This is a genomic window from Mycolicibacterium agri (genome assembly GCF_002553505.1).
In the GTDB taxonomy this organism is placed as follows: domain Bacteria; phylum Actinomycetota; class Actinomycetes; order Mycobacteriales; family Mycobacteriaceae; genus Mycobacterium; species Mycobacterium agri.
The window spans coordinates 42,332-68,841 of record NZ_PDCP01000015.1 but is presented as its reverse complement, the minus strand read 5'-3'; the positions used below and the strand labels follow the sequence as shown (position 1 = coordinate 68,841).

The window sequence follows — 26,510 nt, the reverse complement described above, 5'->3', positions numbered from 1 at the left end:
AAGTCTACGGAAATTCGTTAGGCGACGTGTACCCGAGCAGGTCAGGGCGCCTACAGCCATGACACGATGAACGCTGTGCCCACCCCTAAGACCCCGCTGGTGACGATGATCGGCGGCGGCCAACTGGCCAGGATGACCCATCAGGCCGCGATCGCGCTGGGCCAGACGCTGCGCGTGCTGGCCGTCACACCCGACGATCCGGCGGCTCAGGTCACACCCGACGTGGTGATCGGCTCGCACACCGACCTTGACGCGCTGCGCCGCGCCGCCGAAGGCGCCGACGCGTTCACCTTCGACCACGAGCACGTGCCCACCGACCTGCTGGAAAAGCTGATCGCCGAGGGCGTCAACGTCGCGCCGCCGCCGCAGGCGCTGGTCCACGCCCAGGACAAGCTGGTGATGCGCCGAAAGCTGGCCGACATCGGGGCGCCGATCCCGCGCTACGCCGAGGTGTCCGCCGCCGCCGAGATCGACGCGTTCGCAGGCGGCAGGCCCGTGGTGGTCAAGACCGCGCGCGGCGGCTACGACGGCCGCGGCGTGCTGATCGCGAACGACCTGGGTGAGGCACGCGATTTCGCGTCCCGAAACCTCGCTGCGGGAATCCCCGTTCTGGTCGAGGAACAGGTCGCGATGCGACGAGAGTTGGCCGCGCTGGTGGCGCGCTCGCCGTTCGGTCAGGGCGCGGCGTGGCCGGTGGTGGAGACCGTGCAACGCGACGGCATTTGCGTCGAGGTGGTCGCCCCGGCGCCCGGTCTGGACGATGAAATAGCAAGCGCCGCAGAGCAATTGGCGCTCCGCCTGGCCGCTGAACTCGGTGTGGTCGGGGTGCTTGCCGTCGAGTTGTTCGAAACCGCCGACGGCGCGCTGGTGGTCAACGAGCTGGCGATGCGGCCGCACAATTCGGGGCACTGGACGATGGACGGCGCGCGCACCAGCCAGTTTGAACAACACCTGCGCGCGGTTCTGGACTATCCGCTCGGCGACACCAGCCCCATCGCGCCGGTCACGGTGATGGCCAATGTCATTGGCGGGCCGGACAAACCGGCCATGGAGATGGACGAGCGGCTGCATCATCTCTTCGGCCGCATCCCCGACGCGAAAGTGCACTTGTACGGCAAAGAGCAACGGCCCGGCCGCAAGATCGGCCACATCAACATCGTCGGCGATGATGTGGCGACTCTGCGTGAACGGGCGGGCAGGGCGGCACACTGGTTGTCGCATGCCGAGTGGACGGATGGATGGGACGGACATTGAGTAACCCGCGGCCGAACCCGCGCGTCGGGCTGATCATGGGCAGCGACAGCGACTGGCCGGTGATGGAGGCCGCCGCGCATGCGCTCGCCGAGTTCGACATTCCGTTCGAGGTCGGCGTGGTGTCGGCGCACCGCACCCCCGAGCGCATGCTCTCCTACGCCCGCACGGCCGCCGCCCGCGGCATCGAGGTGATCATCGCCGGCGCCGGCGGTGCGGCCCACCTGCCGGGCATGGTGGCGTCGGCGACGCCGCTGCCGGTGATCGGTGTGCCGGTGCCGCTGGCCAAACTCGACGGCCTCGATTCCCTGCTGTCGATCGTGCAGATGCCCGCAGGAGTTCCGGTGGCGACGGTGTCCATCGGCGGCGCCCGCAATGCGGGCCTGCTGGCGGCGCGGATACTGGGTGCATCCGACGCCGAGCTGCGCAAACGGCTGGAGGCGTTCGCGGAGCGGCTTGCGGCATCGGTGCTGGAGAAGGACGCCGCCCTGCAGGACCGGCTGCTCGGCCCCGAGGGTAAAGTTACTGGCGAGTAGCAAGGAGTTCGCAATGGCTGGTAACCCTGATTTCGATGTGTTCAAGCTGCCCGACGAACACAACGAATTGCGCGCGGTGCTGCGCGATCTGTGCGAGAAGGAGATCGCCCCGCACGCCGCCGACGTCGACGAGAAATCGCGCTTCCCGGAGGAGGCGCTCAAAGCGCTGAACGAGTCCGGCTTCTCGGCGGTGCACATCCCCGAGGAGTACGGCGGGCAGGGTGCCGACTCCATCGCGACGTGCATCGTCATCGAAGAGGTCGCGCGCGTCGACGCGTCGGCGTCGCTGATCCCCGCGGTGAACAAGCTCGGCACGATGGGGTTGATCCTGGCCGGCTCCGACGATCTGAAGAAGCAGGTGCTGCCGTCGATCGCATCCGGTGAGGCGATGGCGTCCTATGCGCTGTCCGAGCGCGAGTCCGGCAGCGACGCCGCCGCGATGCGTACCCGCGCCCGTCAGGACGGCGACTCGTGGATCCTCAACGGCACCAAAGCGTGGATCACCAACGGCGGCAAGTCGACCTGGTACACCGTGATGGCGTCGACCGATCCCGACAAGGGCGCCAACGGCATTTCGGCCTTCATGGTGCACAAGGACGACGAAGGCTTCACGGTGGGGCCGAAGGAGCGCAAGCTCGGCATCAAGGGTTCGCCGACCACCGAGTTGTATTTCGAGAACTGCCGGATCCCCGGCGATCGGATCATCGGCGAACCGGGCACCGGCTTCAAGACCGCGTTGCGCACGCTCGACCACACCCGCCCGACGATCGGCGCCCAGGCAGTCGGCATCGCCCAGGGTGCGCTCGACGCCGCGATCGCCTACACCAAGGAGCGCAAGCAGTTCGGCAAGCCGATCAGCGACTTTCAGGGTGTGCAGTTCATGCTCGCCGACATGGCGATGAAGATCGAGGCGGCGCGGCTGATGGTTTACACCGCGGCGGCGCGCGCCGAACGCGGCGAGCCCGCACTGGGATTCATCTCGTCGGCGTCGAAGTGCTTTGCCTCCGATGTGGCCATGGAGGTCACCACCGACGCGGTGCAGTTGTTCGGCGGGGCCGGCTACACGCAGGACTTCCCGGTGGAGCGGATGATGCGCGACGCCAAGATCACCCAGATCTACGAGGGCACCAATCAGATTCAGCGCCTGGTGATGTCGCGCGCGCTGCTCAAGTAGAACCGACGGCGACCGGCGCTAGCCGCGGGTGATCTTCTCGGTCTGCCGACGCCGCTGTTGCGCACCCTCTTCCGGGTTGGCCACGTAAACCAGTGACGCCCCCGCGGCCAGCACCGCCAGCATGTTGTCGGTCAGCTCGTCGGCGGTGTCCCAGCGCGCCGTCGACAGCACGCGATCCTGGGCGGTGAGGCCCTGCACTGCCGCCGAATCCGTTGCTGCGCGCAGCACTTCGTCGACCGGCCTGCCATTGAGCGCCGGCCCGGGGTGGCGTTCGGGGATGATCTGGTCTCCGTGCACCCGCACGGCCGTCGCGTAGTCGGTGACACCGACCGGCAGGTCCGGCACGGGCTTGCCGAAGGGATCCAGTGACAGCACGGCGATCTCACCGACGCCGACGGCGGCATCCGCGTCGGCCAACCGGTCGGCGGTGCACAGCGCGACATCGGCCTCGCCGGGGCCGAGCACGGCCTGCGCGCCGATGTACCAGATCCCGAACAACACCGCCGCGGTCTGCCAGTGCGCGGGCAGCAGCACGGCGACCCGGCTGCCCGGTCCTGCGCCGAGTTCGTCACGAAGAAGGTTGGCCGTCTTGGCCGCCCAGTTGGCCAGGGTGGCCGTGGACAACTCGATACGCTCGCCGGTGGCGTCGTCGTAATAGGTGATGCGGGGGCCCATCGGATCGCGTTCGAGCAACGGATCCAGCAGGGCGGCGCTGATGGTGGTCACGTGTCCCTGAGGTTAGTTGACGCACTCCGGGCTGTCCGAACCGGCCGTGATGATCGGCGACGGCGGCGGCGGTGCGTCGTCGCCGGTGGACTCGGTTGCGGCGGGGTCGGCCGTCTGCACGGTCGGGTCGATGCCGTCAAGGCCGCCGCCGGGTCCGGTGTAGTCGTTGCCGAGCACGACACGGACCGTTCCCGGTGGGACATTGGGGTCGGCGTTGATCGGCAGCCCACCCAGGTCTTTCGAGACCTCTTGTGCGCCAACATCATCCGCGGATGGGGCCAGCACCGCGCTGGTATCGAGAATGCCGGCTTCGTGGTTGCCGATCGGGCCCTCGGCGAAGCCCTTCTGGGTCAGCACCGCCGACACCGAAGCAGCCAGACCGTTGATGTCGGTGGCATTGACCACCTCCACCGCCGTCTTGCTCGGCGAGAACGCCAACTCCTCGGTCTTGCCCGCGTCCTGCTCCTGCAGCAGGCTCTTCACCCACTCGTGCACCTCGTTGGGGTCGACCCGCACCACGCTCTGCATGCCGTCGTCGCTCCAGCCGCTCTCGTCGAGAACCGGGATGGTGGCGAATGCGACATTGCCCGCCGCCAGCTTCTGCAACTGCTCGGCGAACTGCATGACGTCCCAGCCGTCGGACAACACGACCGAGCGTTGCACGGCCTCCTCGAGCCGGTTCAGGGTCGCGGGGCTCGACAATGTGTTACCCGAAATCACTTGATGAGCAAGGGAAGCCATCACCACCTGCTGGCGCACCACGCGGTCGAGGTCACCGCGGGGCAGGTCGTGGCGTTGCCGCACGAAGCTGAGCGCCTGCGGGCCGTCCAGCTTCTGCCAGCCGGCGGGAAAATCGGCGCCCGAAAGGGGTTCGTAGACTGGGTTTTTCAGGCAGACATCGACGCCGCCGAGCGCGTCTGTGATCAACGCGAAGCCCAGCAAGCCGATTTCGGCGTAGTGGTCGACGGTGACACCGGTCAGGTTGGCGACCGTCTTGATGAGCGCCTCGCGGCCGGCTTCGGTTGCTTCGGGCTCGGCCACCGCGGGATCGACGCCCTGCTCCTCGACGAGCTTCTTGAGCTTCTCCAGATGCACCGAACCGTAGACGCCGTTGATCTTCATCCTGCCGATGCCGGGCGCGTCGACGTAGGAGTCGCGGGGGATGGAGATGGCGGTGGCCGACTTACCGTTGTTGGGGATCCGCACCAGGATGATCGTGTCGGTGTTGGTGGCCTCGTCGTCACCGGCCCGCAGCGTGGCCAGCTCCTCGGGCGAAAGCGGATTTCCGTGCGCGTCGGTGCGGCTGTCCATGCCAACCAGGAGGACGTCGATGGCGCCGTCTTCGCCGCCGCCGCCCAGCGCGGCCGGGGAGATGTGGTTGATGCCGGACTCGAACGACCGGATCTTGCTCCAGGCCACGCCGGTTCCCGTGACAATCGCCGCGGCGAGCACGACAGCGACGATCCGATAGAGACGGGTGGGCATTAGCCCAGGCTACTTGCGAGCGGGGTGCGGACCCGGTAGCCGCAGCCCGGCGTGCCAGACTTTGCCGGTGTCTTATCGGATCGTGATCACGGGAGCGGGCGGCCAGGTCGGGCGGTTTCTGGCCGCACAGGCCGGTAGCAGAGGCCTCGACGTGCTGGCCCTGACCAGCTCGAAGTGGGACATCACCGACGCCGATGCGGCGGGCCGGTTCGTGGCGCCCGGCGACGTGGTGGTCAACTGCGCTGCCTACACCGCCGTCGACGGCGCCGAAACCGAGCCTGAGCGGGCGCATGCGGTCAACGCGGCCGGGCCCGGACACATCGCGCGGGTCTGCGCGAAGGCCGGCGCCCGGCTGATCCACATCTCGACCGACTACGTGTTCAGCGGGCAGTTCGACGGCGCGCCGCGGCCCTATGACATCGACGATCCGACAGGGCCGCTGTCGGTCTACGGGAAGACCAAGCTGGCCGGTGAGCAGGCCGTGCACGCGGCACTGCCCGAGGCCCACGTGGTGCGCACGTCGTGGGTGTACACCGGCGTCGGGTCGGACTTCGTCGCTGTGATGCGGCGGCTGGCCGCGGGGGAGGGACCGGTCAAGGTGGTCGTCGACCAGGTCGGCTCACCGACCTACGTCGGGGATCTGGTGGCGGCTCTGCTGCAGATCGCCGACCGGCCCGCGGCACCGCCGCTGTTGCACGTCGCCAACGAAGGCGCGGCGAGCCGGTTCGAGCAGGCGCGGGCGGTGTTCGAGGGCGTCGGCGCCGACCCGCAGCGGGTGCAGCCGGTGGCCACCGAGGACATGCCGCGGCCGGCGGCGCGCCCGCCGTACTCGGCGCTGTCGACCCGCGATTTGACCGCCGCGGGTCTGACGCCGCCGCGGCCGTGGCGTGACGCGCTGACCGAGGCGTTGGCCAACGCGACTGGCGAAGGCAACAAGTAATTAACGGCCCGCTACCCTCTACGCCGTGAGTGACGAACTGTTCGTAGTGACGGTGACGTACTCACCCGGGCCTCATCTGGGGCGGTTCTTGTCGACGCTGTCGCTTTCCACCGAGCGACCCGTGACGGTGATCATGGCCGACAACGGGTCGACCGACGGCAGCGTGGAGGAGGCGCTGGAGCGCTTCCCCAATGCGCGGCTGCTGCGCACCGGCGGCAACCTCGGCTACGGCACCGCGGTCAACCGGGCGGTGGCCGAATTGCGCAAGGAGGCCGGCGATCTGACGCCCGACCTGTTCATCGTCGCGAACCCCGACGTGCAATGGGGTCCCGGAAGCATTGACGCATTGCTCGACGCGGCGGGCCGCTGGCCGAGGGGAGCGTCGTTCGGCCCCTTGATCCGCGAAGCCGACGGATCGGTGTACCCGTCGGCGCGGCATCTGCCGAGCCTGATCCGCGGCGGCATGCACGCGGTGGTGGGCCCCGTGTGGCGGTCCAACCCCTGGACCGCGGCCTACCGCCAGGACCGGCTCGAACCCAGCGAACGCCCAGTCGGGTGGCTCTCGGGGTCCTGTCTGTTGCTGCGAGGCGCGGCGTTCGACGCGGTGGGCGGTTTCGACGAGCGGTACTTCATGTATATGGAAGACGTCGACCTGGGGGATCGGTTCGGCAAGGCCGGCTGGCAGAACGTATACGTTCCGTCGGCCGAGGTTTTGCACATGAAGGGCCATTCGACAGGTCGCGACCCCGCCCGCAACTTGGCCGCCCATCACACCAGCACCTACACTTTCTTGGCCGATCGGCACAATAAGCGATGGCAGGCGCCGCTTCGGTGGACGATGAAAGGCGCACTAAAGGTGCGGTCGCGCCTGGCAGTGAGAAGAAGTCGGCGCAAGGGCAGAGGGGGGAGCTAACGTGACGGACTCCGTGGACCCTGCGCGCGTGGATGCCGTCGTCCTGGTCGGCGGGCAGGGGACCCGGCTACGGCCCCTGACACTGGCGGCGCCGAAGCCGATGCTGCCGACGGCCGGGCTGCCGTTTCTGACCCACCTGCTGTCGCGCATCGCCGCCGCCGGTATCGAGCATGTGGTGCTCGGCACCTCTTACAAGGCAAACGTCTTCGAGGCCGAGTTCGGCGACGGCTCGAAGCTGGGGCTGCAGATCGAGTACGTCGTCGAGGAGGAGCCGCTGGGCACCGGCGGCGGCATCGCCAACATCGCCTCCAAGCTGCTATACGACACCGCGATGGTGTTCAACGGCGACGTGCTGTCGGGCTGCGACTTGAACGCGCTGTTGGCCAGCCACTACGAGCGCGACGCGGACGTGACGCTGCACCTGGTGCGGGTGGGCGATCCGCGCGCGTTCGGCTGCGTGCCCACCGACGCCGACGGCGTGGTGACGGCCTTCCTGGAGAAGACCGAGGATCCGCCGACCGATCAGATCAACGCCGGCTGCTACGTGTTCAAGCGCGAGATCATCGAGCGGCTGCCGAAGGGCCGGGCGCTGTCGGTGGAGCGCGAGGTGTTCCCGCAACTGCTCGCCGACGGGCACAAGGTCTGCGGCTATGTGGACGCCACCTACTGGCGCGACATGGGCACCCCGGAGGACTTCGTGCGCGGGTCAGCCGATCTGGTGCGCGGCATCGCGCCGTCGCCCGCGCTGCACGGCCATCGCGGGGAGTCGCTGGTGCACGACGGGGCGGCCGTGGCGCCCGGCGCGCTGTTGATCGGCGGCACCGTCGTCGGCAGGGGCGCCGAAATCGGTCCCGGCACACGGCTGGACGGTGCGGTGATCTTCGACGGCGTGCGGGTGGAGGCCGGTTCGGTGATCGAGCGGTCCATCATCGGGTTCGGCGCCCGCATCGGGCCGCGTGCGTTGATCCGCGACGGGGTGATCGGCGACGGCGCCGACATCGGCGCGCGCTGCGAGTTGTTGCGCGGTGCGCGGGTGTGGCCCGGGGTGTCCATCCCCGACGGCGGCATCCGCTACTCCACCGACGTCTGACGTGTAGGGCCCTTTCAAGGCCCCCGTACCGCGAGCGCTCATCCTTGTACAGAATTTGGCGCTGGAACTGTACCTAGTTGAGCGCGCAGCCTGAGTGTTCAGCGTTGGCGACGGGCCGCTGCGGCCAGTTGCGCCAGCCCGTAATCGGTCTCATCGGGCAGCGCGTCCAACGGCCACCACCGAAGATCCAAAGACTCGTCGCTGCAGACGATTTCGGCATCTGCGGGCGAGTGGGCGATGAACTGCAGATCGAGATGGCGGGTCGGCACGCCCAGCGAGCAGACCACCGGATGCACATGCAGCGCCGCGATCCGCGGCACCACCGTCAACCCTTCGATGCCCGACTCCTCGGAAGCCTCGCGCATCGCGGCCGCGACGATGTCGCTGTCGGCCTCCTCGCAGTGCCCGCCGAGCTGCAGCCAGCGACCGATCCGCGGATGCAACGTCAGCAGCGCATGCGTTCCCGTGTAGTCCAACACCAGCGTCGAGGCCGTCACGTGGCCCGGCGCGCACTGCCTGCTGCAGGCGTCCGGCCGCGCCAGCACAAACGACAGCACCGCATGCCGCAGCGTGTCCTGCGCCGGGTCGGGCGGCGCCCATTCGGTCAGCGCCTCGACCGCCGAAGCGTGCAGGCTCACTTGCGCACCAGCAGCCCGTCGATGGGCGCAGGGTCGCGCGGACCCGATGGTTCGGCGGGATAGCCGATCGCGATGGCGCCCAACGGCTCCCAATCGGCCCCAAGCGACAGTTCGGAGCGCACCAGATCGGCGGCGAAGATCGTCGACCCGATCCAGCAGCTGCCGACACCGCGCACGGCCAGCGCGACCAGCAGCGCCTGCACGGCCGCGCCCACCGCCACCGTGAACATGGTGCGTTCGGCGGCCGTGCGGGCCGCATCCGGGTAGCTGTGCGCGCCGTCGGGCACCAGGAACGGGATGATCAACTCGGGCGCGTCGTAGAGGATCTGGCCGCGGGCGACGCGGCGCTCGATCGCCTCGGCGGATTTGCCGTCGCCCGCCAGGTCGGCGCGCCACTTGTCCTTCATCCGGTCCAGCAGCCCCACCCTGGCCTCGCCGTCGGTCATCCAGACGAACCGCACCGGCTTGGTGTGGTGCGGGGCGGGCGCGGTCAACGCCTCGGCGACCGCGGCTTCGATGATCTCCTCGGCGACCGGCTCTGCGCTGAACTTGCGAACCGACCGGCGCAACAGCTGCGCCTGCGTGCGGCCCAGCGCCAGCGCCTCTTCGGTGCCCAACCAGAACAGGTCCTCTTCGCCCGGCCGCAGCAGCGACCGCGCGGTCGATCCGTCGTCGGCCAGCGTCAGACCGCGCACCACCGCGACCGGTATCCCGGTCAGCTTGCCCTTCACCAGATCCGCGGCCGCGGCGATCTCGTCGGCGACCGCCACCTCCGTGACGACCAGCTCGTTGCCGTGCACGTCGCGCGCACCCGCGTATCCGTGCAGCACCTGCACGCCCGCCGCGCCGATCGCGGCGTCGGTCTGCCCACTGCGCCACGCGCGGCCCATGGTGTCGGTGATGACGACGCCGACGGTCACGCCCAACCGCTCCCGCAGCGCTGCCCGCAGGGCGGCTGCGCTGGCGTCGGGATCAACCGGCAGCAGCGCGATCTCGTCGGCGCCGACGTTGGAGCCGTCCACGCCCGCAGCGGCCTGCACGATGCCCAGATTGTTCTCGGTGATCAAGGTGCGGCCCTTGCGGGCGAGCACACGCACGGCCTCTTCGGAGATCAGCTTGCGCCGCAGCGCATCTCGCTCCTCCGGATCCGGCGGTGCAGGCACGATGCGGCCCTCACACTTGGACACCACCTTGCTGGTCACGACGACGACATCGCCGTCACGCAGCCACGGCGCCGCGGCCGCCAGTGCTGCGGCGAGGTCGTCGCCAGGCCGGAACTCCGGCAATCCGGTGACCGGCAGCAGTTCGACCGCGGCTCCCGACCCGTCCTCGGTCATGGCCCCAGCCCCGCCATCTCCAGCCCGGCGCGCACCATCTCGGCCGTCGCGGCGGGATCGGTCATCAGCAGCGGCACCGCCCGCACGTCGATGCCCTCGATCGACGCGTCATCGCCCTCGTGGACGAGCCAGCCGTCGAGTATGCCGACCCCAGAGCGCGGCCCGTAGTACCCGCCGACGGCTTCGGACGTGCTGGCCACCCCGATCACCTTCAGGCAGTCGTCGGCCATGCCGCGCAACGGTTTTCCGAACACGATGGGGGAGTAGCCGATCACCGGCGCCTGCGTGGACCGCAACGCGCCGCGGATGCCCGGCACGGCCAGGATCGCGCCGATGCTGACGACCGGGTTGCTCGGTGCGATCAACACCACATCGGCGTCGGCGATCGCGTCGGTGACGCCGGGCCCCGAGGTGGCCTTGTCCGCCCCCACGAACGCGAAGCTGTGCGTCGGCACTTGTGCGCGATAGCGCACCCACCACTCCTGGAAGTGAATCGCGCGGCGGTCGCCGGTCTCGGGATCGGTGATGACGACGTGGGTTTCGCTGCGGTCATCGCTGGCGGGCAGTAGCCGCGCGCCGGGCGACCACCGCTTGCACAACGCCTCGGTGACCTCCGACAGCGGATAGCCTGCCCGCAGCATCTGGCTGCGCACCAGATGTGTGGCGAGGTCGCGGTCGCCCAATCCGAACCAGTCCGGTTGCACGCCGTAAGCGGCGAGTTCCTCCTTGGCGTGCCAGGTTTCGTTGCGATGGCCCCACCCGCGCTCGGGATCGATGCCACCGCCTAAGGTGTACATGCACGTGTCGAGGTCCGGACAGATGCGCACGCCGAACATCCACGCGTCGTCGCCAACGTTGACGACGGCGGTCAGCGAATGATCTTGTGCTGGCTCGCGGGCGAACTGGCCAAGGCCGAGCAGGTGCTGCACTCCTAGGAGGAATCGGGCGCCGCCGACTCCACCGACCAGGACGGTGACTTTCACACCGACCGAGACTAGGCCCTTCGTCACGAAGAGGTCTCGGCAGCCGGACGGAACCGGTTTGTGACAGACACGCCGGAGCAGCGACGCGCCGAAATGAGATAACGAAGTGGTATGAAATCCTGTTCTAGCGCTTGACCCCGGCAGCTAACACGTGTGTAATCACATCAGTGTCATTTTCGGTTGGCCGGCCGGTTCCGGTGTCGCAGACCGAGATTCGATCACTTGTTCGAATTATGAATGGCCGCACATAGCGACGGTGGGGCTTCCATAGCGGATCAGCGGAACCAGGTGAGGAGGCGGAAAATGTCTTTTGAGCAGGTCGATTTCGATCGCCAGGCGCGATTCGACTATCGAGTTATCGGCTCGGTCGGCAATGTTTCGCGCACCAATACCGGACCGGCGCCAGAAGGGTCGAAAGCACGGCCGCAATTGAGTTTGGTGCCGGATCGCCCAGAGTTGGATGCAATTTCTCCGGCAACGGAGATTGAGCCGGCAACTTCTGATGATCAATGGCAGGAGCGCGCATTGTGCGCGCAGACCGATCCCGAAGCGTTCTTCCCCGAGAAGGGCGGCTCCACTCGCGAGGCGAAGCGCATCTGCATGGGTTGCGAGGTCCGTGACGCATGCCTGGAGTACGCGCTGGCTCACGACGAGCGGTTCGGCATCTGGGGCGGGCTCTCCGAGCGCGAGCGTCGCCGCCTCAAGCGCGGAATCATCTGATCCCGCGCTCAGTCGTCGTCGATCGAAGGGTCGATGACGGACGGTTCGACGCCCAAATACGTGGCCACCTGGGCCACCAGAATCTCATGCAACAGTTCCGAAAGCTCGGCGGCGTCTTTGGCTCGACGCTCGATCGGCTTGCGGAACAACACAATTCGCGCGCGAGTGGAGTTACCTCGCACATCCACGCCGGCAGGGATCAGCCGGGCCAATGCGATGGCGCCGTCGGCCACCACCTCAGGCGGCCACTGCACGCTGTCGGGATCCTTCGGTGACATCCGCGGGATCTCGTCGACCGCGACGTCCAACCCCGAGAGCCGGTCCTGCCACTGCCGCTCGATCGGCTCGTAGGCTTCCAGCACCGCCATGTCGAACCGTTCGGCTCGGCTGCGCCACCCCGGGACGGTGGGCGGAAGCAACGGGCCGCGCACTTCGCGGCCGCGGCGTGATCGCCGGAGAGTCCGCTCGGCCACAGGCTGAACTCTACTGCTAACGAAAGTGGCCGAACTGTAACGGTTGGAAGTCGGCCCGCCGAGCGCTGCGTGTCCGACGCCGCAGTGGGTTTGTCGCGCGATAGATTCTGGGTCGTGAATGTTCCCCGTCGCTGCTGCCGGCCCGGGTGCCCTCACTATGCGGTCGCGACGCTGACGTTCGTCTACTCCGACTCCACGGCGGTGGTCGGGCCGCTGGCCACGGTCTCGGAGCCCCATTCCTGGGATCTCTGCGTCAGCCACGCCGGCCGCATCACCGCCCCCCGCGGCTGGGAGTTGGTCCGCCATGCCGGGCCGCTGCCCACCCACCCGGACGAGGACGATCTGATCGCCTTGGCCGAGGCTGTGCGTGAGGGCCGTGAGGCACCTGCAGGCGGCGTCGTTGCCGGTTTCACCGATCCCGTCACCGGCGCCCACGGCGGGGCGCTGATGGCGCCGCCCGCTCCGCGACCCGAGGCGGGCGGGCGCAGGCGGGGTCACCTGCGGGTGCTGCCCGACCCCTCCGATTAGACCGCGCGAGTACACCGCAGTAGCCCCCGTAGTCCTCGCGGCGACGGATAGGCTGGCGCCAACAGTCCCGGTTGCGAGGATTTGCAAGGAGACCTGAGAAAGCCATGTCCCGGTCCGCCGCGGCAGTGCACCGCGTCATCAAGGCGTATGACGTGCGTGGCCTGGTCGGCGACGAGCTCGATGAGGGATTCGTCGCCGACGTCGGAGCGGCATTCGCGCGCCTGATGCGCGGCGAGCGCGCCGAGCAAGTGGTGATCGGATACGACATGCGTGCCAGCTCGCCTGGCCTGGCGGCCGCGTTCGCCGAGGGCGTGGTGGCGCAGGGCCTCGACGTGGTGCGCGTCGGGCTCGCCTCGACCGATCAGCTCTACTTCGCGTCCGGCCTGATGGACTGCCCGGGCGCGATGTTCACCGCCAGCCACAACCCGGCCGCCTACAACGGCATCAAGCTGTGCCGCGCCGGCGCCAAGCCCGTCGGCAAGGACACCGGGTTGTCGATCATCAGCGACGACGTGATCGCCGGCGTCCCGGGACACGACGGCCCGGTCGGCACGATCGTCGACCGCGACGTGCTGGCCGACTACGGCGAATTCCTGCGCTCGCTGGTGGATCTGAAGGACATGCGTCCACTGAAGGTGGCGGTCGACGCGGGCAACGGGATGGCCGGGCACACCACACCGGCCACGCTGGGGCCGATCCCCTCGCTGACGGTGCTGCCGTTGTACTTCGAACTCGACGGCACCTTCCCCAACCACGAAGCCAACCCGCTTGATCCGAAGAATCTCGTCGACCTGCAGGAGTACGTGCTGGCCACCGGCGCGGACATCGGCCTGGCCTTCGACGGCGACGCCGATCGGTGTTTCGTCGTCGACGAATCCGGGCATCCGGTATCGCCGTCCGCGGTGACCGCCCTGGTCGCCGCGCGCGAGTTGAACAGGGAGATCGGCGCAACGGTGATCCACAACCTGATCACCTCTCGAGCGGTGCCCGAGTTGGTCGTGGAGCGGGGCGGCACGCCCGTGCGTTCCCGGGTCGGGCATTCCTACATCAAGGGGCTGATGGCCGAGACCGGCGCGATCTTCGGTGGCGAGCATTCCGCGCACTATTACTTCCGCGACTTCTGGGGCGCCGACTCCGGCATGCTGGCCGCGCTGCATGTCCTTGCCGCACTTGGCGAGCAGCATCGCCCGCTGTCGGATCTGATGGCCGACTATCAACGCTACGAGTCGTCCGGCGAAATCAACTTCACCGTCGTCGACGCGCAGACGTGTGTCGACGCGGTCCTCAAGTCGTTCGGCGACCGCATCCGGTCCATCGACCACCTCGACGGGGTTACAGTCGACCTCGGTGAAGGCGCCTGGTTCAACCTGCGCACATCCAACACCGAGCCGCTGCTGCGACTGAACGTCGAGGCGCGCACGACCGGCGAAGTCGACCAGGTCGTAGAACAGGTGGCCGCCGAAATCGCCTCCCACACCGAGATCTCCACATGAGCGCACTACACGCGACAATCGACTTCGACGACGCCGAAAACCTGCTCGCCGCCGACCGCGGAGGCCTGCTGCGGGCGGCCTCCATGGCCGGGGCGCAGGTGCGCGCGATCGCTTCTGCTGTCGACGAGGGCGCGTTGGAATCGATCGCCGACGACCAGCCGCCGCGCACCGTCGTCTGGGTGGCGGGCCGCGGCAACGCCGAGACGGCAGGATCGACTCTGGCTGCCGCACTGGGCTATTCGACCGGCGCCCCCATCGTCGTGGTGCCGCAGGCGCCACCGTGGATCGGCGCACTCGACGTCGTCATCATCGCCGGCGACGATCCCGGCGACCCGGCGCTCGTCGGCGCCGCCGCGACCGCCGTGCGGCGAGGTGCCCGCGTGGTGCTGGTGGCGCCGTTCGAAGGGCCGTTGCGCGACGCCACCGCGGGCCGTGCCGCCGTGCTCGAACCGCGGGTGCCGGTGCTCGACGACTTCGGGTTGGCCCGCTACCTGGCCGCCGGTCTTGCGGTGCTGCAGGTCATCGATCCCGGCGTGCGGCTGGACCTTGCCACGCTGGCCGACGAACTCGACCAGGAGGCGCTCCGCAACAGCGCGGCACGCGAACTGTTCACCAATCCGGCGAAAACGTTGGCCGACAGGATGTCTGGCCGCACCGTCGTGATGGCCGGTGACAACGCGGCGACGCTTGCGTTGGCCCGCCACGGGGGCGCGATCATGCTGCGCATCGCGCACCAGGCGGTCGCCACGGTCTGCCTGGCCGACGCCGTCGCCGCGCTGCACACGGGCCTTGGCGGGCTTTCGGACGCCGACCGCGAGGCCGCGCTGTTTCACGACGAGGAGATCGACGGTCCGCTGCCCGAGCGGGTCCGCACGTTCGTGCTGACTCTTGCCGACGAGCGTGCGGTGGTGGCGGCGCGGGTGGCTGGGTTTGACGGCGTCGACATCGTCGGCGCTGAGGACGTACCCGACGTTTCCGACACGCCGGTGCAATCGGGTCGCCCCGAACAGCAACTGGCGATGTTGGCTGTCAGATTGGAGATGGCGGCCACTTATATGCGACTGGTTCGAGGTTAAGCGAGTGAACCTGTTACGAGGTGCATTGCGGACCTATGCGTGGGGTTCGCGGACAGCAATTGCCGAATTCACTGGAAGGCCAAGTCCCACAGCGCATCCCGAAGCTGAACTGTGGTTCGGGGCGCATCCCGGTGATCCCGCATGGCTGGAGACCGACGGCGGCGAGCAGTCGCTGCTGGACACCGTGCGCGAGGATCCCGAGGGCCAGCTGGGCGCCGCGGTGCGCGGCCGCTTCGGAGACACGCTGCCGTTCTTGATGAAGGTGCTCGCCGCCGACGAACCGCTGTCGTTGCAGGCCCACCCGTCGGCCGAGCAGGCCGCCGAGGGCTTCGCGCGGGAGGATCGCCTCGGGATTCCGGTGTCGTCGCCGATCCGCAACTATCGCGACCGCAGCCACAAACCCGAACTGCTGGTAGCGCTGCATCAATTCGAGGCGCTCGCCGGGTTCCGGCCCGCGATGAAGTCGGTGGAGTTGATGCGCGCATTGGGCGTCTCCGAGCTCGAACCGTACGTGGGGCTGCTCAGCGGCCAGCCCGACGCGGACGGGCTGCGGGCACTGTTCACCACATGGATCACCGCACCGCAGCCGGATCTCGACGTGTTGGTGCCCGCAGTGATCGACGCCGCGATCGAATACATCCGTTCCGGTGCAAAGGTATTCGCCGCGGAAGCCAAGACGGTCCTCGAGCTGGGGGAGCGGTATCCCGGCGACGCCGGTGTGCTCGCCTCGCTCCTGCTGAACCGGCTGACGCTGCGACCGGGCGAAGGCATCTATCTGCCCGCGGGCAACCTACACACGTATCTGCACGGGGTGGGAATCGAGGTGATGGCCAACTCCGACAACGTGTTGCGCGGCGGCCTCACCCCCAAGCACGTCGACGTGCCTGAGTTGTTGCGGGTGCTCGACTTCACCCCGGCCAGCGAGACGGATCTGCGCCCACAGACCACCAACGACGGCATGGAAACGGTCTACGAGACGGCGGCCCCGGAGTTCACCGCGTCGGTGCTCAGTCTCGACGGCGACCGGCTTGGCCATGAGGTGGACGCGCCGTCGCGGCACGATGGCCCGCAGATCCTGCTGTGCACCGAGGGCTCGGCGGTGGTGCATGCGAAATCCGGTGCGGTAACCCTGAATCGGGGTATGGCCGCATGGGTGGCCGCCGACGACGGGCCGATTCGGCTCGTCGCCGAGCAACCGACGAAACTGTTTCGCGCGACTGTCGGCGTGTAAGGGGGACGGCGATGTCCAGCGAGGGCAGCACCAGGGCGATCCTGGCGGCCCTGCTCGCCAACGCCGGTATCGCCGTCGCGAAATTCGTGGGCTTCCTGATCACCGGCAGCTCATCGATGTTGGCCGAATCGGTCCACTCGGTCGCCGACACGTCGAATCAGGGTCTGCTGTTGTTGGGGCAGCGGCAGGCGCGTAAAGACGCCGACCCGCTGCACCCGTTCGGCTATGGCCGCAGCCGCTACTTCTACGCGTTCGTGGTGGCGCTGGTCTTGTTCACGCTCGGTTCGGTGTTCGCGCTGTACGAGGGCTATCACAAGATCACCCACCCGGAGCAACTGACGTCGCCTATCGTCGCGGTGGTGATCCTCGTCGTCGCGATCTGCTTGGAGGGCTACAGTTTTCGCACAGCGGTACGCGAATCGCGGCCGCTGAAGCGTTCGCTGAGCTGGTGGCGGTTCGTCCGCACATCGCGCAACCCGGAGCTGCCGGTGGTGCTGCTGGAGGACACCGGCGCGCTGATCGGTTTGGTTTTCGCGCTGTTCGGCGTGGGATTGACGGTCCTGACCGGTGATCCAGCATGGGACGGCGTCGGCACCATCGGCATCGGCGTCCTGCTGGGCGTCATCGCCGTAGTGCTGATGATCGAAATGCATAGTCTGCTGATCGGTGAGGGCGCCACCAGAGACGAGGAACGCGCGATCCGGGCCGCAATCGAGCAGACCGATCACATCGACCGAATAATCCATTTGCGCACACAGTATTTGGGGCCAGAGCAGATGCTGGTCGGCGCGAAGATCGCGCTGAAGCCGTCGACCGATCTGGCCACGGTCGCCGCCACGATCGACGCGGCCGAGGCCGCGGTCAGGGCCGCGGTGCCCGCCGCTGATCTGATCTACCTGGAACCGGATCTCGACCGCGCTGCGGCGAAGTAGCCTTGCCGCTCCGCTCGGTCAGCCACAGCCGGGCGTTGTGTGCAATCGTCCTGCCGACGAGCCGCATCGGCGGCACCAGGTAGAGGCTGTCGAGCAGGCTGAACCGGCGCAGAAACCATTCGGCGAGAACGGGATCGGTTTCGGCGGCGCCGAGGAACTGGTCGAACAGCCCGCCGACCGGTCGGTACCACCACGGCGCAGGCCCGGGCGCCTGATGTAGCACGAGGTCGCCGATCGCGTTCATCGTCCACACCGGGTATGTCGACTTGGCGACCGCGCTGTTGAAGTCTGCGGCGAGGTCGGCGTCGGGCGAACGCAGTGCGCGCCGCAGACGGCCCGCCTGGATCGACGTCATCGTCATCCCTTGTCCGAATGTGGGATTGAAGCTGGCGACCGCGTCGCCGAACGGCAGGATGCCCGCCGGGAAGCGGGCCATCTTGTGATATCGCCGCCACCGGCTGACCGGGAACTTGTGGAACGCGACGTCACCGATCGGCTCGCCGCGGCGGATGGCGGCGGCAATGTGCGACGGCACAATCTCGTCGGCCAGTGCGCACATCGCGGCGAAGTCCTGCGGCGGTTCGGTTCTGGCGACACCGAAGGTGGTCAGCACCCAGCTGCCGTCCTCGTAACACAGCAGGCCCAGCCCCCGCGGCTGCTGCGCCGATGCGCCTGCGACGACGACCCTTTCGGTGATGAGCCCGTCGGGGATGCGCAGGTGTTGGGTGGCATAGCCGATGCCGACCTCGACGGTGTCCTCGGGCGGCCGGTCGAAACCCCACTGCTGCAACCAGACCGGCAGCCGGGTGCCGCGACCCGCGGCGTCGACGACGAGGTCGGCGCGCACCTCCTCGCCGCTGTCGAGCCGCACGCCGGTAACGCGTTCGCTGACTGCGTCGAAGGCCGGTTCCGCGACCCCGGCGGGCGTGACCGTCACATTCGGAAGCGCCGCCGTGCGCCGCCGGATCTGCCATTCCAGATGCGGCCGGCTCGGCACGTACGCGGTGAACTCCTCATGTAGACGCCCCGTCGTGCCGAGCACGTGTCCGGCGGCGCCGAAGTGGATGCAGTCGGGGCGGTTGCGCAGAACGGGAACCCCCGCGGCCACCATGTCGTCGAGAAGACCGGGAAACAGCGTCTCCAGTTCCTGGGCCCCGCGCGCCAGCAACAGGTGCAGATGCCTACCCTGAGGAACCGCCGACCGCTGAGCGGGCGCCGACGGCAACTCGTCGCGCTCGTAGACGGTGACCCGGTCGAAGAAATCGGAAAGCACCCGCGCGGCGCACATCCCCGCGATGCTCGCGCCGATGACGACGGCGTGGTTCGCGCTGCGCCCCATTGCCGGGAGGCTACTCCGAACACGATTTGCTTTTCCGAGATCACGCGTCGGGGTATTCGATACATTCCGGTGAGCAGACCAGGGAGGATGACCAATGGCAATGGCCTGGCGGACCAAGTCTGTGGAGCAGTCGATCGCCGACACCGACGAGCCGGGGACGCGACTGCACAAGGATCTGAACTGGTGGGATCTCACGGTCTTCGGGGTGTCGGTGGTGATCGGCGCCGGCATCTTCACCATCACCGCGTCGACCGCAGGCAACATCACCGGACCCGCGATCGCGGTGTCGTTCGTGATCGCCGCGATCGCGTGCGGCCTGGCCGCGCTCTGTTACGCCGAATTCGCGTCGACGGTGCCGGTGGCGGGCAGCGCGTACACCTTCTCCTATGCCACCTTCGGTGAGTTCATCGCATGGATCATCGGGTGGGACCTCATCCTCGAGTTCGCGGTGGCGGCCGCGGTGGTGGCCAAGGGCTGGTCGAGCTATCTGGGCACCGTGTTCGAATTCGGCGGCGGCACAGCACAACTGGGTCCTTTGCAGCTTGACTGGGGCGCCCTGTTGATCATCGCCTTCGTCACCACGATCCTGGCGCTGGGCACCAAGCTGTCGGCGGGCGTCAGCCTGGTGATCACGGTGATCAAGGTGTCGGTGGTGCTGCTGGTGGTGGCGGTCGGAGCCTTCTACATCAAACCCGAGAACTACACGCCGTTCATCCCGCCCGCCGAACCCGGCGGCGCGGGTAACAGCGAGCAATCGCTTCTGTCCTTGCTCACCGGCGCCGAGGGCAGCACCTACGGCTGGTTCGGCCTGCTTGCCGGCGCTTCGATCGTCTTCTTCGCGTTCATCGGATTCGACATCGTCGCCACCACCGCCGAGGAGACCAAGAACCCGCAGCGCGACGTGCCCCGCGGCATCCTCGGCGCCCTGGCCATCGTCACCGTGCTCTACATCGCTGTCGCCGTCGTGTTGACCGGGATGGTGCACTACACCCAACTGCGGGACGCAGGCGAAGACGCGAACCTGGCAACGGCATTCAGTGAGAACGGCGTGCACTGGGCCGCGAAAGTCATCTCGATCGGCGCGCTGGCCGGCCTGACCACCGTTGTCATCGTGCTGGTGCTCGGCCAGACGCGAGTGCTCTTCGCGATGTGCCGCGACGGGCTGCTGCCTCGGGTGATGGCCAAGACCGGATCGCACGGCACCCCGGTGCGCATCACCGTGCTGGTCGGCGTGCTGGTTGCGGTGGCCGCGTCGGTGTTCCCGATGGGCAAGCTCGAGGAGATGGTCAACATCGGCACGCTGTTCGCGTTCGTGTTGGTTTCGGCAGGCGTCATCGTGCTGCGCCGCACCCGGCCCGACATCCGGCGCGGGTTCCGCGTCCCGCTGGTGCCGGTGCTGCCCATCGCGGCGATCCTGGCCTGCCTGTGGCTGATGCTGAACCTGACGGGGCTGACCTGGATCCGCTTCCTGGTCTGGATGGTCATCGGGATCGCGATCTACCTGATGTACGGCCGAAGCCATTCGATGCTGGCCCGGCGGGAGGTCGCCGCCATGGAGAAGTAACGGCTACGAACTTTACAAATCTATGCTCTGTGTCTAGACAGGCGACAAAACCGCTCCTATAGTCAAGCCATGACTCAGGGCATCAATGCACCCACGCAAGCCGAGGTTTGGCGGGACAAGAAGCGGCATCTGTGGTTGATGGGGCTAATCGCCCCCACGGCGCTGTTCATCGTCTTGCCGCTGGTCTGGGCGTTCAACCGGCTGGGCTGGCACACGGCGTCGCAGGCGTTCTTCTGGATCGGACCGTTTTTGCTCTACATCCTGCTGCCGCTGCTGGACCTGCGGTTCGGCGCCGACGGGCAGAACCCGCCCGACGAGGTGATGGAGCGGCTGGAGAACGACAAGTACTACCGCTACTGCACCTACGTGTTCATCCCGTTCCAGTACGCCAGCGTGATCTTTGGTGCCTACCTGTTCACCGCGACCGACCTGAGCTGGCTCGGCTATGACGGCGGGCTGAGCTGGGTGGCCAAGATCGGCGCCGCGCTGTCGGTGGGCGTGCTCGGCGGGATCGGCATCAACACCGCACACGAACTGGGCCACAAGAAGGATGCGCTGGAGCGCTGGCTGTCGAAGATCACCCTGGCGCAGACCTGCTACGGCCACTTCTACATCGAGCACAACCGAAGCCACCACGTCCGCGTCGCCACTCCGGAGGATCCCGCCTCGGCGCGGTTCGGCGAAACCTTCTGGGAGTTTCTGCCGCGCAGCGTGTGGGGCGGGTTGAAGTCGTCGTGGGAGTTGGAGGCCAAGCGGCTGCGGCGAGCCGGCAAGAGCCCGTGGCACTGGTCCAACGACGTGCTCAACTCCTGGGCGATGTCGGTGGCGCTATACGGCGTGCTGATCGCGGTGTTCGGGTTGGCGCTCGTTCCCTACATCGTCATCTCGGCGGTGTTCGGGTTCACGTTGCTGGAGAACGTCAACTATCTGGAGCACTACGGGCTGCTGCGGCAGAAGACCTCAAGTGGTCGCTACGAGCGGTGCACGCCCGAACACAGTTGGAATTCCGACCATCTGGTGACCAACCTGTTTCTGTATCACCTGCAGCGGCACAGCGATCACCACGCCAACCCGACCCGGCGCTACCAGACGCTGCGCAGCATGGACGGTGCGCCGAATCTGCCCAGCGGGTACGCGTCGATGATCGCGCTGACATACTTCCCGCCGCTGTGGCGCAAGGTGATGGATCACCGGGTGCTCGAGCACTACGACGGCGACGTCACCCGGGTGAACGTGCATCCGAAGGTCCGCGACAAGGTGCTCGCGAAATACCGCGCGGCAGACGGGGCCGCGGCGTGAGCCGTCATCGCTGCCCGGTCTGCGATTACGTCTACGACGAAGCCAAAGGCGATCCGCGGGAAGGGTTTTCGGCGGGCACGCCGTGGAGCGAAGTACCCGACGACTGGTGCTGCCCCGATTGCGGGGTGCGGGAGAAAGTCGACTTCGAAATGATTGGAGATCGCGAATGAACGACTACAGGCTGTTCGTCTGTGTGCAGTGCGGATTCGAATACGACGAGGCCAAGGGTTGGCCCGAGGAGGGAATCGCGCCGGGCACCCGGTGGGATGACATTCCCGACGACTGGAGTTGCCCCGACTGCGGCGCGGCCAAGTCGGACTTCGAGATGGTCGAAGTCGTCCGCCCTTGACGGCCGCCAGCGGCTCGCCGGCGGCCCGTCAGGATCGATGGCCGACGTCAGTCGGTGACCAGATCGAAGTCCTTCTGCTCGGCATCCGCATGGCGGTCATTGCCGATCCGATTGATGGCTTCCGCGGCCTGCTCGGCGGTCAGCGTTTTCGCCTCAACCGCTCGGGCGATCGCAAAAACCTCAGCAAATTCCTGGACAACCTCACGGAATCGCTGCCAGCGTGTGGCCCACGTCATATTTCTCCCCTTCTTGCTCCCAATTTCGTATCAATCGATTCAACTGTTGGCATAGGCAAATCGTTCCTGGAGCAAACGTTATTCACATCACGTGACGTGACCCACAAATGCGCGTGAGGGCTGCGCCGAGTACCCGGCTGGCGCGATGAGCGCGCCGCACCGCAAGGGAGACGGCGGAATCGCGAGCGCTTACCTCCGCGCATCGAAGTCAAGGGCTACTCTCGCGGCTGTGACTGGCCGCGTACGCATTCCCTACGCCGAGGCGTCCCGGGTGCTGCTGCGCGATTCGATCCTGGACGGGATGCGCGAGCTGCTGCTCACCCGCGACTGGTCGCAGATCACGCTGTCGGACGTGGCCGGCGCGGCCGGCATCAGCCGGCAGACCATCTACAACGAGTTCGGGTCGCGCCAAGGCCTGGCGCAGGGTTATGCGATGCGGTTGGCCGACCGTCTGGTCGACGCGGTCGACAAGGCCATCGACGGCAACGTCGGCAACATCTATGCCGCGTTTCTGGAGGGCTTTCGCGACTTCTTCACCGAGTCGGCCGCCGACCCGTTGGTCAGGTCGTTGCTGACCGGCAGCACCAAGCCCGACCTGCTGCAGCTCATCACCACCGACAGCGGCCCGATTATCACGCACTGCTCGGCGCGGCTGACGAAGACGTTCATGGAGAGCTGGGTGCGCGCCAGTGAGGACGACGCCGGCGTGCTGGCCCGCGCCATCGTGCGGCTGGCGATGAGCTATGTGTCGATGCCGCCCGAGGCCGACCACGATGTGGCCGAAGACCTGGCACGTCTTATGACGCCGTTCGCCGAACGGTACGGTGTCATCGAATCCGAATAACGGCGGCTTGGGAGCACACAGCCGCCGGGGCTAATGTGTAACTCAGCTAAGCAATTGCGCGCGAGATGAAGGACGACCATGACCACGACTGAGCAGCGGCTGACGCCGGATGTCCGCAACGGCATCGAATACAAGGTGGCAGACCTGTCGCTGGCCGAGTTCGGCCGCAAGGAGATCCGGCTGGCCGAGCACGAGATGCCGGGGTTGATGGCGCTGCGTCGCGAATACGCCGACGTGGCACCGCTGAAGGGTGCGCGCATCTCGGGGTCACTGCACATGACGGTGCAGACCGCGGTGCTCATCGAGACGCTCGTCGCGCTGGGCGCCGAGGTGCGTTGGGCGTCGTGCAACATCTTCTCGACGCAGGATCACGCCGCCGCGGCCGTCGTCGTCGGTCCGCACGGAACGCCGGAGGAGCCCAAGGGCGTGTCGGTGTTCGCGTGGAAAGGCGAGACCCTCGAGGAGTATTGGTGGGCCGCCGAGCAGATGCTGACGTGGCCCGGTGAGCCCGCCAACATGATCCTCGACGACGGCGGCGACGCGACCATGATGGTGCTGCGCGGCGCGCAGTTCGAGAAGCAGGGTGTCGTCCCGCCCGCCGAGGACGACGATTCGGCGGAGTGGAAGGTCTTCCTCAGCGTGCTGCGGGAGCGCTTCGAGACCGACAAGACCAAGTGGACCAAGATCGCCGAGTCGGTCAAGGGCGTCACCGAGGAGACCACGACGGGTGTGCTGCGGCTCTACCAGTTCGAGGCCGCCGGTGAGTTGCCGTTCCCGGCGATCAACGTCAACGACTCGGTCACCAAGTCCAAGTTCGACAACAAGTACGGCACCCGGCACTCGCTGATCGACGGAATCAACCGCGGCACAGACGTTTTGATCGGCGGCAAGAAGGTGCTGATCTGCGGCTACGGCGACGTCGGCAAGGGTTGTGCGGAGTCGCTGGCCGGGCAGGGCGCCAGGGTGTCGGTCACCGAGATCGACCCGATCAACGCGCTGCAGGCGCTGATGGACGGATACGACGTCACCACGGTCGAGGACGCCATCGGCCAAGCCGACATCGTCATCACGGCCACCGGCAACAAGGACATCATCAAGCTCGAGCACATGCGGGCGATGAAGGATCAGGCGATCCTGGGCAACATCGGCCACTTCGACAACGAGATCGACATGGCCGCACTCGAGCGTTCCGGCGCCAAGAAGATCAACATCAAGCCGCAGGTCGACCAGTGGGTGTTCGACGACGGCAAGTCGATCATCGTGCTGAGCGAGGGTCGTCTGCTGAACCTGGGCAATGCGACGGGGCACCCGTCGTTCGTGATGAGCAACAGCTTCTCCAACCAGGTAATCGCGCAGATCGAGTTGTGGACCAAGAACGACGAGTACGACAACGCGGTGTACCGGCTGGCCAAGCATCTCGACGAGAAGGTGGCTCGCATCCACGTCCAGGCGCTCGGCGGCAAGCTGACGAAGCTGACCAAGGAGCAGGCGGAGTACATCGGCGTCGACGTCGAGGGCCCGTACAAGCCTGAGCACTACCGGTACTGATCGCGCCTGGCTAATGTCGGGGCGTGGGTCGGGGGGTTCTCGGGTTCGTCGTTGCTTGTGTCCTTCTGCTTCTGACGGCGGGTCCGGCGCCACCGGCGGGCGCCGACGACCCGACCAACGACGCCCACGATCCGTACTTCAACGAGGACGAGTATCAGGCGTTCTACACCCCGCCTGACCCGTTGCCGCCCGGCGCGCCGGGGGACCTGATCCGCAGCGAGCCGTCCCGGCTGGTGCTCGAGCCGTCGGGTCAACTCGGCGCGATCATGGCGACGGGTACCCGCATCATGTACCGCAGCACCGACGCGCGCGGTAACCCAAATGCGGTGACGGGCACGTACTTTGAGCCCTACAACGACTGGCCGGGCGGCGGTCCGCGGCCGCTGTTGGTGTACGGGCCCGGCACGCAGGGCCAGGGTGATCAGTGCGCGCCGTCGCGCCAGTTCAACCAGGGCATCCATTGGCGACCGTATCTGGACCTGGCGTTCAATTACGAGGAGATGTTCGTCGCGACCATGGTCGCCCGCGGTTTTGCGATCGTGATGACCGACTACGAAGGTCTCGGCACGCCGGGTGTGCACACGTACGTCAGCAGGGTGGCCGAGGGCAATGCGATGCTCGATGCTGCCCGCGCCGCAAAGCAATTACCCGGCACATCGCTGACACCCGATGGGCCCGTGGCGTTTTGGGGATACTCGCAGGGCGGTGGGGCGGCCGCATCAGCCGCGGAACTGGCGTCGTCGTACGCTCCGGAACTCGACGTCGTCGGAACCTATGCCGGCGCGCCGCCCGCCGACCTGAAGGAGTTGTTTCCCTATGCCGACGGCAGCGTCCTCGTCGGCGCCGTCGGCTATGCGCTGAACTCGGTGATCACCACCTATCCCGAGCATGAGGCGGCGATCCGCGCGACGTTGACGCCCCGCGGTGAGGACCTGTTGTTCAAGGTGCAAGATCAGTGTGTGGCAGAGACGTTGACCAAGTTCATGTTTCGCCACCTGCAGCCCTACTTCAACGAGGACATCTATCAGCTGGTGAACCGGGAGCCGTTCCGCGGGATCTTCGACGAGCAACGCATGGGCAGGATGAAACCCAATGCGCCAGTGATGATTTTGAGCAATCGATACGACCCTTTGGTGCCGTGGACGGCCGCCAGCCAGTTGGGCCGCGACTGGTGCGCCCAGGGGGCCGACGTGCAGTTCTGGACCAACGAGGAGCCGCCGTTTCTCAACAAGGCCATCGTCAACCACGCGTTGCCGATGCTGGTCGACGGCGAGCGCGCGATGCAGTGGGTCGCCGACCGGTTCAACGGATTGCCGACGACGCCGAACTGCGGCGAGTTCTAGCGGACTTACACGCGGCCCGGGGACCACCGCCGTGCCCGGCGAGAGACGGCTGGAACGCCGCAGGCGCCGTTAACCGTGCCCGCAGCGGTTCTTGATGTCCACCAGGGGTTGGCGGATGCCGGTCAGCTCCGCCTGCGTCTGCGGATGCGCGGCGAAGTAGTCCTTGAGCTTGGGCCCCAACTTATTTCGCGGCAGCCCGCTGAGGCCGTTGAAGAAGGCGTTCACGTCGGGATGGGTGAACAGGTAGGCCGACGTCGACGCCTCAACGCCCGCGCGCACACCCTCCATATCGGCCGCGCTGCAATTCGGGGGATTGGCCGCGGGATCCTCGTTGGCGTGCGCGAGGGGAGCGGCGACGAACACCGCGGCGCCGAGCATCGCGGTGCACACGATCGTTTTCATGCCGACAGTGTCGACCTGCGCACGTCGGCTCGTATCGAACACAAGCCGTTCCGCAGGAAA

The 26,510-nt window shown here is 67.3% G+C and carries 28 protein-coding genes; 20 read left to right on the top strand and 8 right to left on the bottom strand.

The window, feature by feature from the left end:
- The first annotated feature begins 66 nt into the window (after nt 1-66).
- From CQY20_RS10685 to CQY20_RS10675, 3 genes are read left to right on the top strand one after another with little or no spacing between them, the layout of a single operon-like run.
- Nucleotides 67-1,254 carry a 5-(carboxyamino)imidazole ribonucleotide synthase gene (locus CQY20_RS10685; RefSeq protein WP_097940053.1) on the top strand — a complete coding sequence of 396 codons (1,188 nt, stop codon included), beginning with the start codon at nt 67-69 and terminating at the stop codon, nt 1,252-1,254.
- Entirely contained in the window at nt 1,239-1,787 is a 549-nt protein-coding gene (gene purE / locus CQY20_RS10680) for a 5-(carboxyamino)imidazole ribonucleotide mutase (RefSeq protein WP_174814674.1), read from the top strand. The genes CQY20_RS10685 and purE overlap by 16 nt, the downstream gene beginning before the upstream one ends.
- Nucleotides 1,788-1,800: 13 nt before the next feature.
- Nucleotides 1,801-2,961 (top strand): acyl-CoA dehydrogenase, encoded by a 1,161-nt coding sequence (locus CQY20_RS10675; protein ID WP_097940051.1) that lies wholly within the window; start codon nt 1,801-1,803, stop codon nt 2,959-2,961.
- Nucleotides 2,962-2,979: 18 nt separating this feature from the next.
- On the opposite strand, the gene CQY20_RS10670 is transcribed toward CQY20_RS10675, so the two are convergent.
- On the bottom strand, nt 2,980-3,687 hold the full coding sequence (locus CQY20_RS10670) for a TIGR03089 family protein (RefSeq protein WP_097940050.1): 708 nt from the start codon (nt 3,685-3,687) through the stop codon (nt 2,980-2,982).
- A gap of 12 nt (nt 3,688-3,699) precedes the next feature.
- Nucleotides 3,700-5,172 carry an LCP family protein gene (locus CQY20_RS10665; RefSeq protein ID WP_097940049.1) on the bottom strand — a complete coding sequence of 491 codons (1,473 nt, stop codon included), beginning with the start codon at nt 5,170-5,172 and terminating at the stop codon, nt 3,700-3,702.
- Between the two features lie 67 nt (nt 5,173-5,239).
- Between CQY20_RS10665 and rfbD the strand changes: the two genes are divergently transcribed.
- From rfbD to manB, 3 genes are read left to right on the top strand one after another with little or no spacing between them, the layout of a single operon-like run.
- On the top strand, nt 5,240-6,112 hold the full coding sequence (gene rfbD / locus CQY20_RS10660) for a dTDP-4-dehydrorhamnose reductase (protein WP_097940048.1): 873 nt from the start codon (nt 5,240-5,242) through the stop codon (nt 6,110-6,112).
- Between the two features lie 25 nt (nt 6,113-6,137).
- Nucleotides 6,138-7,025 (top strand): glycosyltransferase family 2 protein, encoded by an 888-nt coding sequence (locus tag CQY20_RS10655; protein WP_097940047.1) that lies wholly within the window; start codon nt 6,138-6,140, stop codon nt 7,023-7,025.
- Nucleotides 7,026-7,038: 13 nt separating this feature from the next.
- Nucleotides 7,039-8,115 (top strand): mannose-1-phosphate guanylyltransferase ManB, encoded by a 1,077-nt coding sequence (gene manB / locus CQY20_RS10650; RefSeq protein WP_174814744.1) that lies wholly within the window; start codon nt 7,039-7,041, stop codon nt 8,113-8,115.
- Nucleotides 8,116-8,213: 98 nt separating this feature from the next.
- Here manB and CQY20_RS10645 read toward each other — a convergent pair whose 3' ends face one another.
- Genes CQY20_RS10645 through cofD form a run of 3 tightly spaced genes read right to left on the bottom strand, consistent with a single transcriptional unit; the run spans nt 8,214 to nt 11,073 of the window.
- Complete coding sequence (locus CQY20_RS10645; protein ID WP_097940046.1) at nt 8,214-8,753, bottom strand: NUDIX hydrolase; 540 nt, start codon at nt 8,751-8,753, stop codon at nt 8,214-8,216.
- Nucleotides 8,750-10,090 carry a coenzyme F420-0:L-glutamate ligase gene (locus CQY20_RS10640; protein ID WP_097940045.1) on the bottom strand — a complete coding sequence of 447 codons (1,341 nt, stop codon included), beginning with the start codon at nt 10,088-10,090 and terminating at the stop codon, nt 8,750-8,752. Before CQY20_RS10640 ends, CQY20_RS10645 begins: the two co-directional genes overlap by 4 nt.
- Nucleotides 10,087-11,073 carry a 2-phospho-L-lactate transferase gene (gene cofD, locus CQY20_RS10635; RefSeq protein ID WP_097940044.1) on the bottom strand — a complete coding sequence of 329 codons (987 nt, stop codon included), beginning with the start codon at nt 11,071-11,073 and terminating at the stop codon, nt 10,087-10,089. The genes CQY20_RS10640 and cofD overlap by 4 nt, the downstream gene beginning before the upstream one ends.
- Before the next feature lie 456 nt (nt 11,074-11,529).
- Between cofD and CQY20_RS35145 the strand changes: the two genes are divergently transcribed.
- Nucleotides 11,530-11,793 carry a WhiB family transcriptional regulator gene (locus CQY20_RS35145; RefSeq protein WP_174814743.1) on the top strand — a complete coding sequence of 88 codons (264 nt, stop codon included), beginning with the start codon at nt 11,530-11,532 and terminating at the stop codon, nt 11,791-11,793.
- Nucleotides 11,794-11,801: 8 nt separating this feature from the next.
- Here the strand turns inward: CQY20_RS35145 and CQY20_RS10625 are convergent, their stop codons facing one another.
- Nucleotides 11,802-12,224 carry a metallopeptidase family protein gene (locus CQY20_RS10625; RefSeq protein WP_097940105.1) on the bottom strand — a complete coding sequence of 141 codons (423 nt, stop codon included), beginning with the start codon at nt 12,222-12,224 and terminating at the stop codon, nt 11,802-11,804.
- Between the two features lie 156 nt (nt 12,225-12,380).
- Between CQY20_RS10625 and CQY20_RS10620 the strand changes: the two genes are divergently transcribed.
- From CQY20_RS10620 to CQY20_RS10600, 5 genes are all read left to right on the top strand, one after another.
- Nucleotides 12,381-12,794, top strand: a complete 414-nt coding sequence (locus tag CQY20_RS10620; RefSeq protein WP_097940104.1) for a DUF3499 domain-containing protein — start codon at nt 12,381-12,383, stop codon at nt 12,792-12,794.
- A gap of 104 nt (nt 12,795-12,898) precedes the next feature.
- The gene (locus tag CQY20_RS10615; RefSeq protein WP_097940043.1) at nt 12,899-14,287 is read left to right on the top strand and encodes a phosphomannomutase/phosphoglucomutase; all 1,389 of its coding nucleotides are present in this window, start codon (nt 12,899-12,901) and stop codon (nt 14,285-14,287) included.
- On the top strand, nt 14,284-15,363 hold the full coding sequence (locus CQY20_RS10610) for a TobH protein (protein ID WP_097940042.1): 1,080 nt from the start codon (nt 14,284-14,286) through the stop codon (nt 15,361-15,363). Before CQY20_RS10615 ends, CQY20_RS10610 begins: the two co-directional genes overlap by 4 nt.
- 4 nt (nt 15,364-15,367) lie before the next feature.
- Complete coding sequence (gene manA / locus CQY20_RS10605) at nt 15,368-16,594, top strand: mannose-6-phosphate isomerase, class I (RefSeq protein ID WP_097940041.1); 1,227 nt, start codon at nt 15,368-15,370, stop codon at nt 16,592-16,594.
- A gap of 11 nt (nt 16,595-16,605) precedes the next feature.
- The gene (locus CQY20_RS10600; protein ID WP_097940040.1) at nt 16,606-17,526 is read left to right on the top strand and encodes a cation diffusion facilitator family transporter; all 921 of its coding nucleotides are present in this window, start codon (nt 16,606-16,608) and stop codon (nt 17,524-17,526) included.
- On the opposite strand, the gene CQY20_RS10595 is transcribed toward CQY20_RS10600, so the two are convergent.
- Nucleotides 17,456-18,865: an FAD-dependent oxidoreductase gene (locus tag CQY20_RS10595; RefSeq protein WP_097940039.1), complete on the bottom strand. Its 1,410-nt coding sequence runs from the start codon at nt 18,863-18,865 to the stop codon at nt 17,456-17,458. The two genes, CQY20_RS10600 and CQY20_RS10595, sit on opposite strands and share 71 nt — an antisense overlap.
- A 94-nt stretch (nt 18,866-18,959) precedes the next feature.
- Here CQY20_RS10595 and CQY20_RS10590 point away from each other — a divergent pair, with 94 nt between their 5' ends.
- The 8 genes from CQY20_RS10590 to CQY20_RS10555 all read left to right on the top strand — a co-directional run bounded on the left by CQY20_RS10590 (nt 18,960) and on the right by CQY20_RS10555 (nt 26,048).
- Entirely contained in the window at nt 18,960-20,429 is a 1,470-nt protein-coding gene (locus CQY20_RS10590; protein WP_097940038.1) for an amino acid permease, read from the top strand.
- A 69-nt stretch (nt 20,430-20,498) separates the two neighbouring features.
- On the top strand, nt 20,499-21,728 hold the full coding sequence (locus tag CQY20_RS10585) for an alkane 1-monooxygenase (RefSeq protein WP_097940037.1): 1,230 nt from the start codon (nt 20,499-20,501) through the stop codon (nt 21,726-21,728).
- Complete coding sequence (locus CQY20_RS10580; RefSeq protein WP_097940036.1) at nt 21,725-21,898, top strand: rubredoxin; 174 nt, start codon at nt 21,725-21,727, stop codon at nt 21,896-21,898. The genes CQY20_RS10585 and CQY20_RS10580 overlap by 4 nt, the downstream gene beginning before the upstream one ends.
- A complete protein-coding gene (locus CQY20_RS10575; protein WP_097940035.1) occupies nt 21,895-22,077 on the top strand; it encodes a rubredoxin in 183 nt (60 codons plus the stop codon). Before CQY20_RS10580 ends, CQY20_RS10575 begins: the two co-directional genes overlap by 4 nt.
- Nucleotides 22,074-22,430 carry a hypothetical protein gene (locus CQY20_RS34470; RefSeq protein ID WP_133119058.1) on the top strand — a complete coding sequence of 119 codons (357 nt, stop codon included), beginning with the start codon at nt 22,074-22,076 and terminating at the stop codon, nt 22,428-22,430. Before CQY20_RS10575 ends, CQY20_RS34470 begins: the two co-directional genes overlap by 4 nt.
- Before the next feature lie 112 nt (nt 22,431-22,542).
- Nucleotides 22,543-23,157, top strand: coding sequence for a TetR family transcriptional regulator AlkX (alkX, locus tag CQY20_RS10565; protein ID WP_234816187.1), 615 nt, complete (start codon nt 22,543-22,545; stop codon nt 23,155-23,157).
- 78 nt (nt 23,158-23,235) lie between these two features.
- Nucleotides 23,236-24,705, top strand: a complete 1,470-nt coding sequence (gene ahcY / locus CQY20_RS10560) for an adenosylhomocysteinase (protein ID WP_097940032.1) — start codon at nt 23,236-23,238, stop codon at nt 24,703-24,705.
- Between the two features lie 23 nt (nt 24,706-24,728).
- Nucleotides 24,729-26,048: an alpha/beta fold hydrolase gene (locus CQY20_RS10555; RefSeq protein ID WP_097940031.1), complete on the top strand. Its 1,320-nt coding sequence runs from the start codon at nt 24,729-24,731 to the stop codon at nt 26,046-26,048.
- Between the two features lie 69 nt (nt 26,049-26,117).
- On the opposite strand, the gene CQY20_RS10550 is transcribed toward CQY20_RS10555, so the two are convergent.
- On the bottom strand, nt 26,118-26,450 hold the full coding sequence (locus CQY20_RS10550) for a heme-binding protein (RefSeq protein ID WP_097940030.1): 333 nt from the start codon (nt 26,448-26,450) through the stop codon (nt 26,118-26,120).
- Between the last annotated feature and the right edge of the window lie 60 nt (nt 26,451-26,510).

What these genes read in the sequence shown, in the direction of transcription:
- CQY20_RS10685 (WP_097940053.1), top strand. Translation starts at nt 67, where the DNA reads ATGAACGCTGTGCCCACCCCTAAGACCCCGCTGGTGACGATGATCGGC.
- purE (WP_174814674.1), top strand. Translation starts at nt 1,239, where the DNA reads ATGGGACGGACATTGAGTAACCCGCGGCCGAACCCGCGCGTCGGGCTG.
- CQY20_RS10675 (WP_097940051.1), top strand. Translation starts at nt 1,801, where the DNA reads ATGGCTGGTAACCCTGATTTCGATGTGTTCAAGCTGCCCGACGAACAC.
- CQY20_RS10665 (WP_097940049.1), bottom strand. Translation starts at nt 5,172, where the DNA reads ATGCCCACCCGTCTCTATCGGATCGTCGCTGTCGTGCTCGCCGCGGCG.
- CQY20_RS10640 (WP_097940045.1), bottom strand. Translation starts at nt 10,090, where the DNA reads ATGACCGAGGACGGGTCGGGAGCCGCGGTCGAACTGCTGCCGGTCACC.
- CQY20_RS10615 (WP_097940043.1), top strand. Translation starts at nt 12,899, where the DNA reads ATGTCCCGGTCCGCCGCGGCAGTGCACCGCGTCATCAAGGCGTATGAC.
- CQY20_RS10610 (WP_097940042.1), top strand. Translation starts at nt 14,284, where the DNA reads ATGAGCGCACTACACGCGACAATCGACTTCGACGACGCCGAAAACCTG.
- CQY20_RS10600 (WP_097940040.1), top strand. Translation starts at nt 16,606, where the DNA reads ATGTCCAGCGAGGGCAGCACCAGGGCGATCCTGGCGGCCCTGCTCGCC.
- CQY20_RS10595 (WP_097940039.1), bottom strand. Translation starts at nt 18,865, where the DNA reads ATGGGGCGCAGCGCGAACCACGCCGTCGTCATCGGCGCGAGCATCGCG.
- CQY20_RS10590 (WP_097940038.1), top strand. Translation starts at nt 18,960, where the DNA reads ATGGCAATGGCCTGGCGGACCAAGTCTGTGGAGCAGTCGATCGCCGAC.
- CQY20_RS10585 (WP_097940037.1), top strand. Translation starts at nt 20,499, where the DNA reads ATGACTCAGGGCATCAATGCACCCACGCAAGCCGAGGTTTGGCGGGAC.
- CQY20_RS10575 (WP_097940035.1), top strand. Translation starts at nt 21,895, where the DNA reads ATGAACGACTACAGGCTGTTCGTCTGTGTGCAGTGCGGATTCGAATAC.
- ahcY (WP_097940032.1), top strand. Translation starts at nt 23,236, where the DNA reads ATGACCACGACTGAGCAGCGGCTGACGCCGGATGTCCGCAACGGCATC.
- CQY20_RS10550 (WP_097940030.1), bottom strand. Translation starts at nt 26,450, where the DNA reads ATGAAAACGATCGTGTGCACCGCGATGCTCGGCGCCGCGGTGTTCGTC.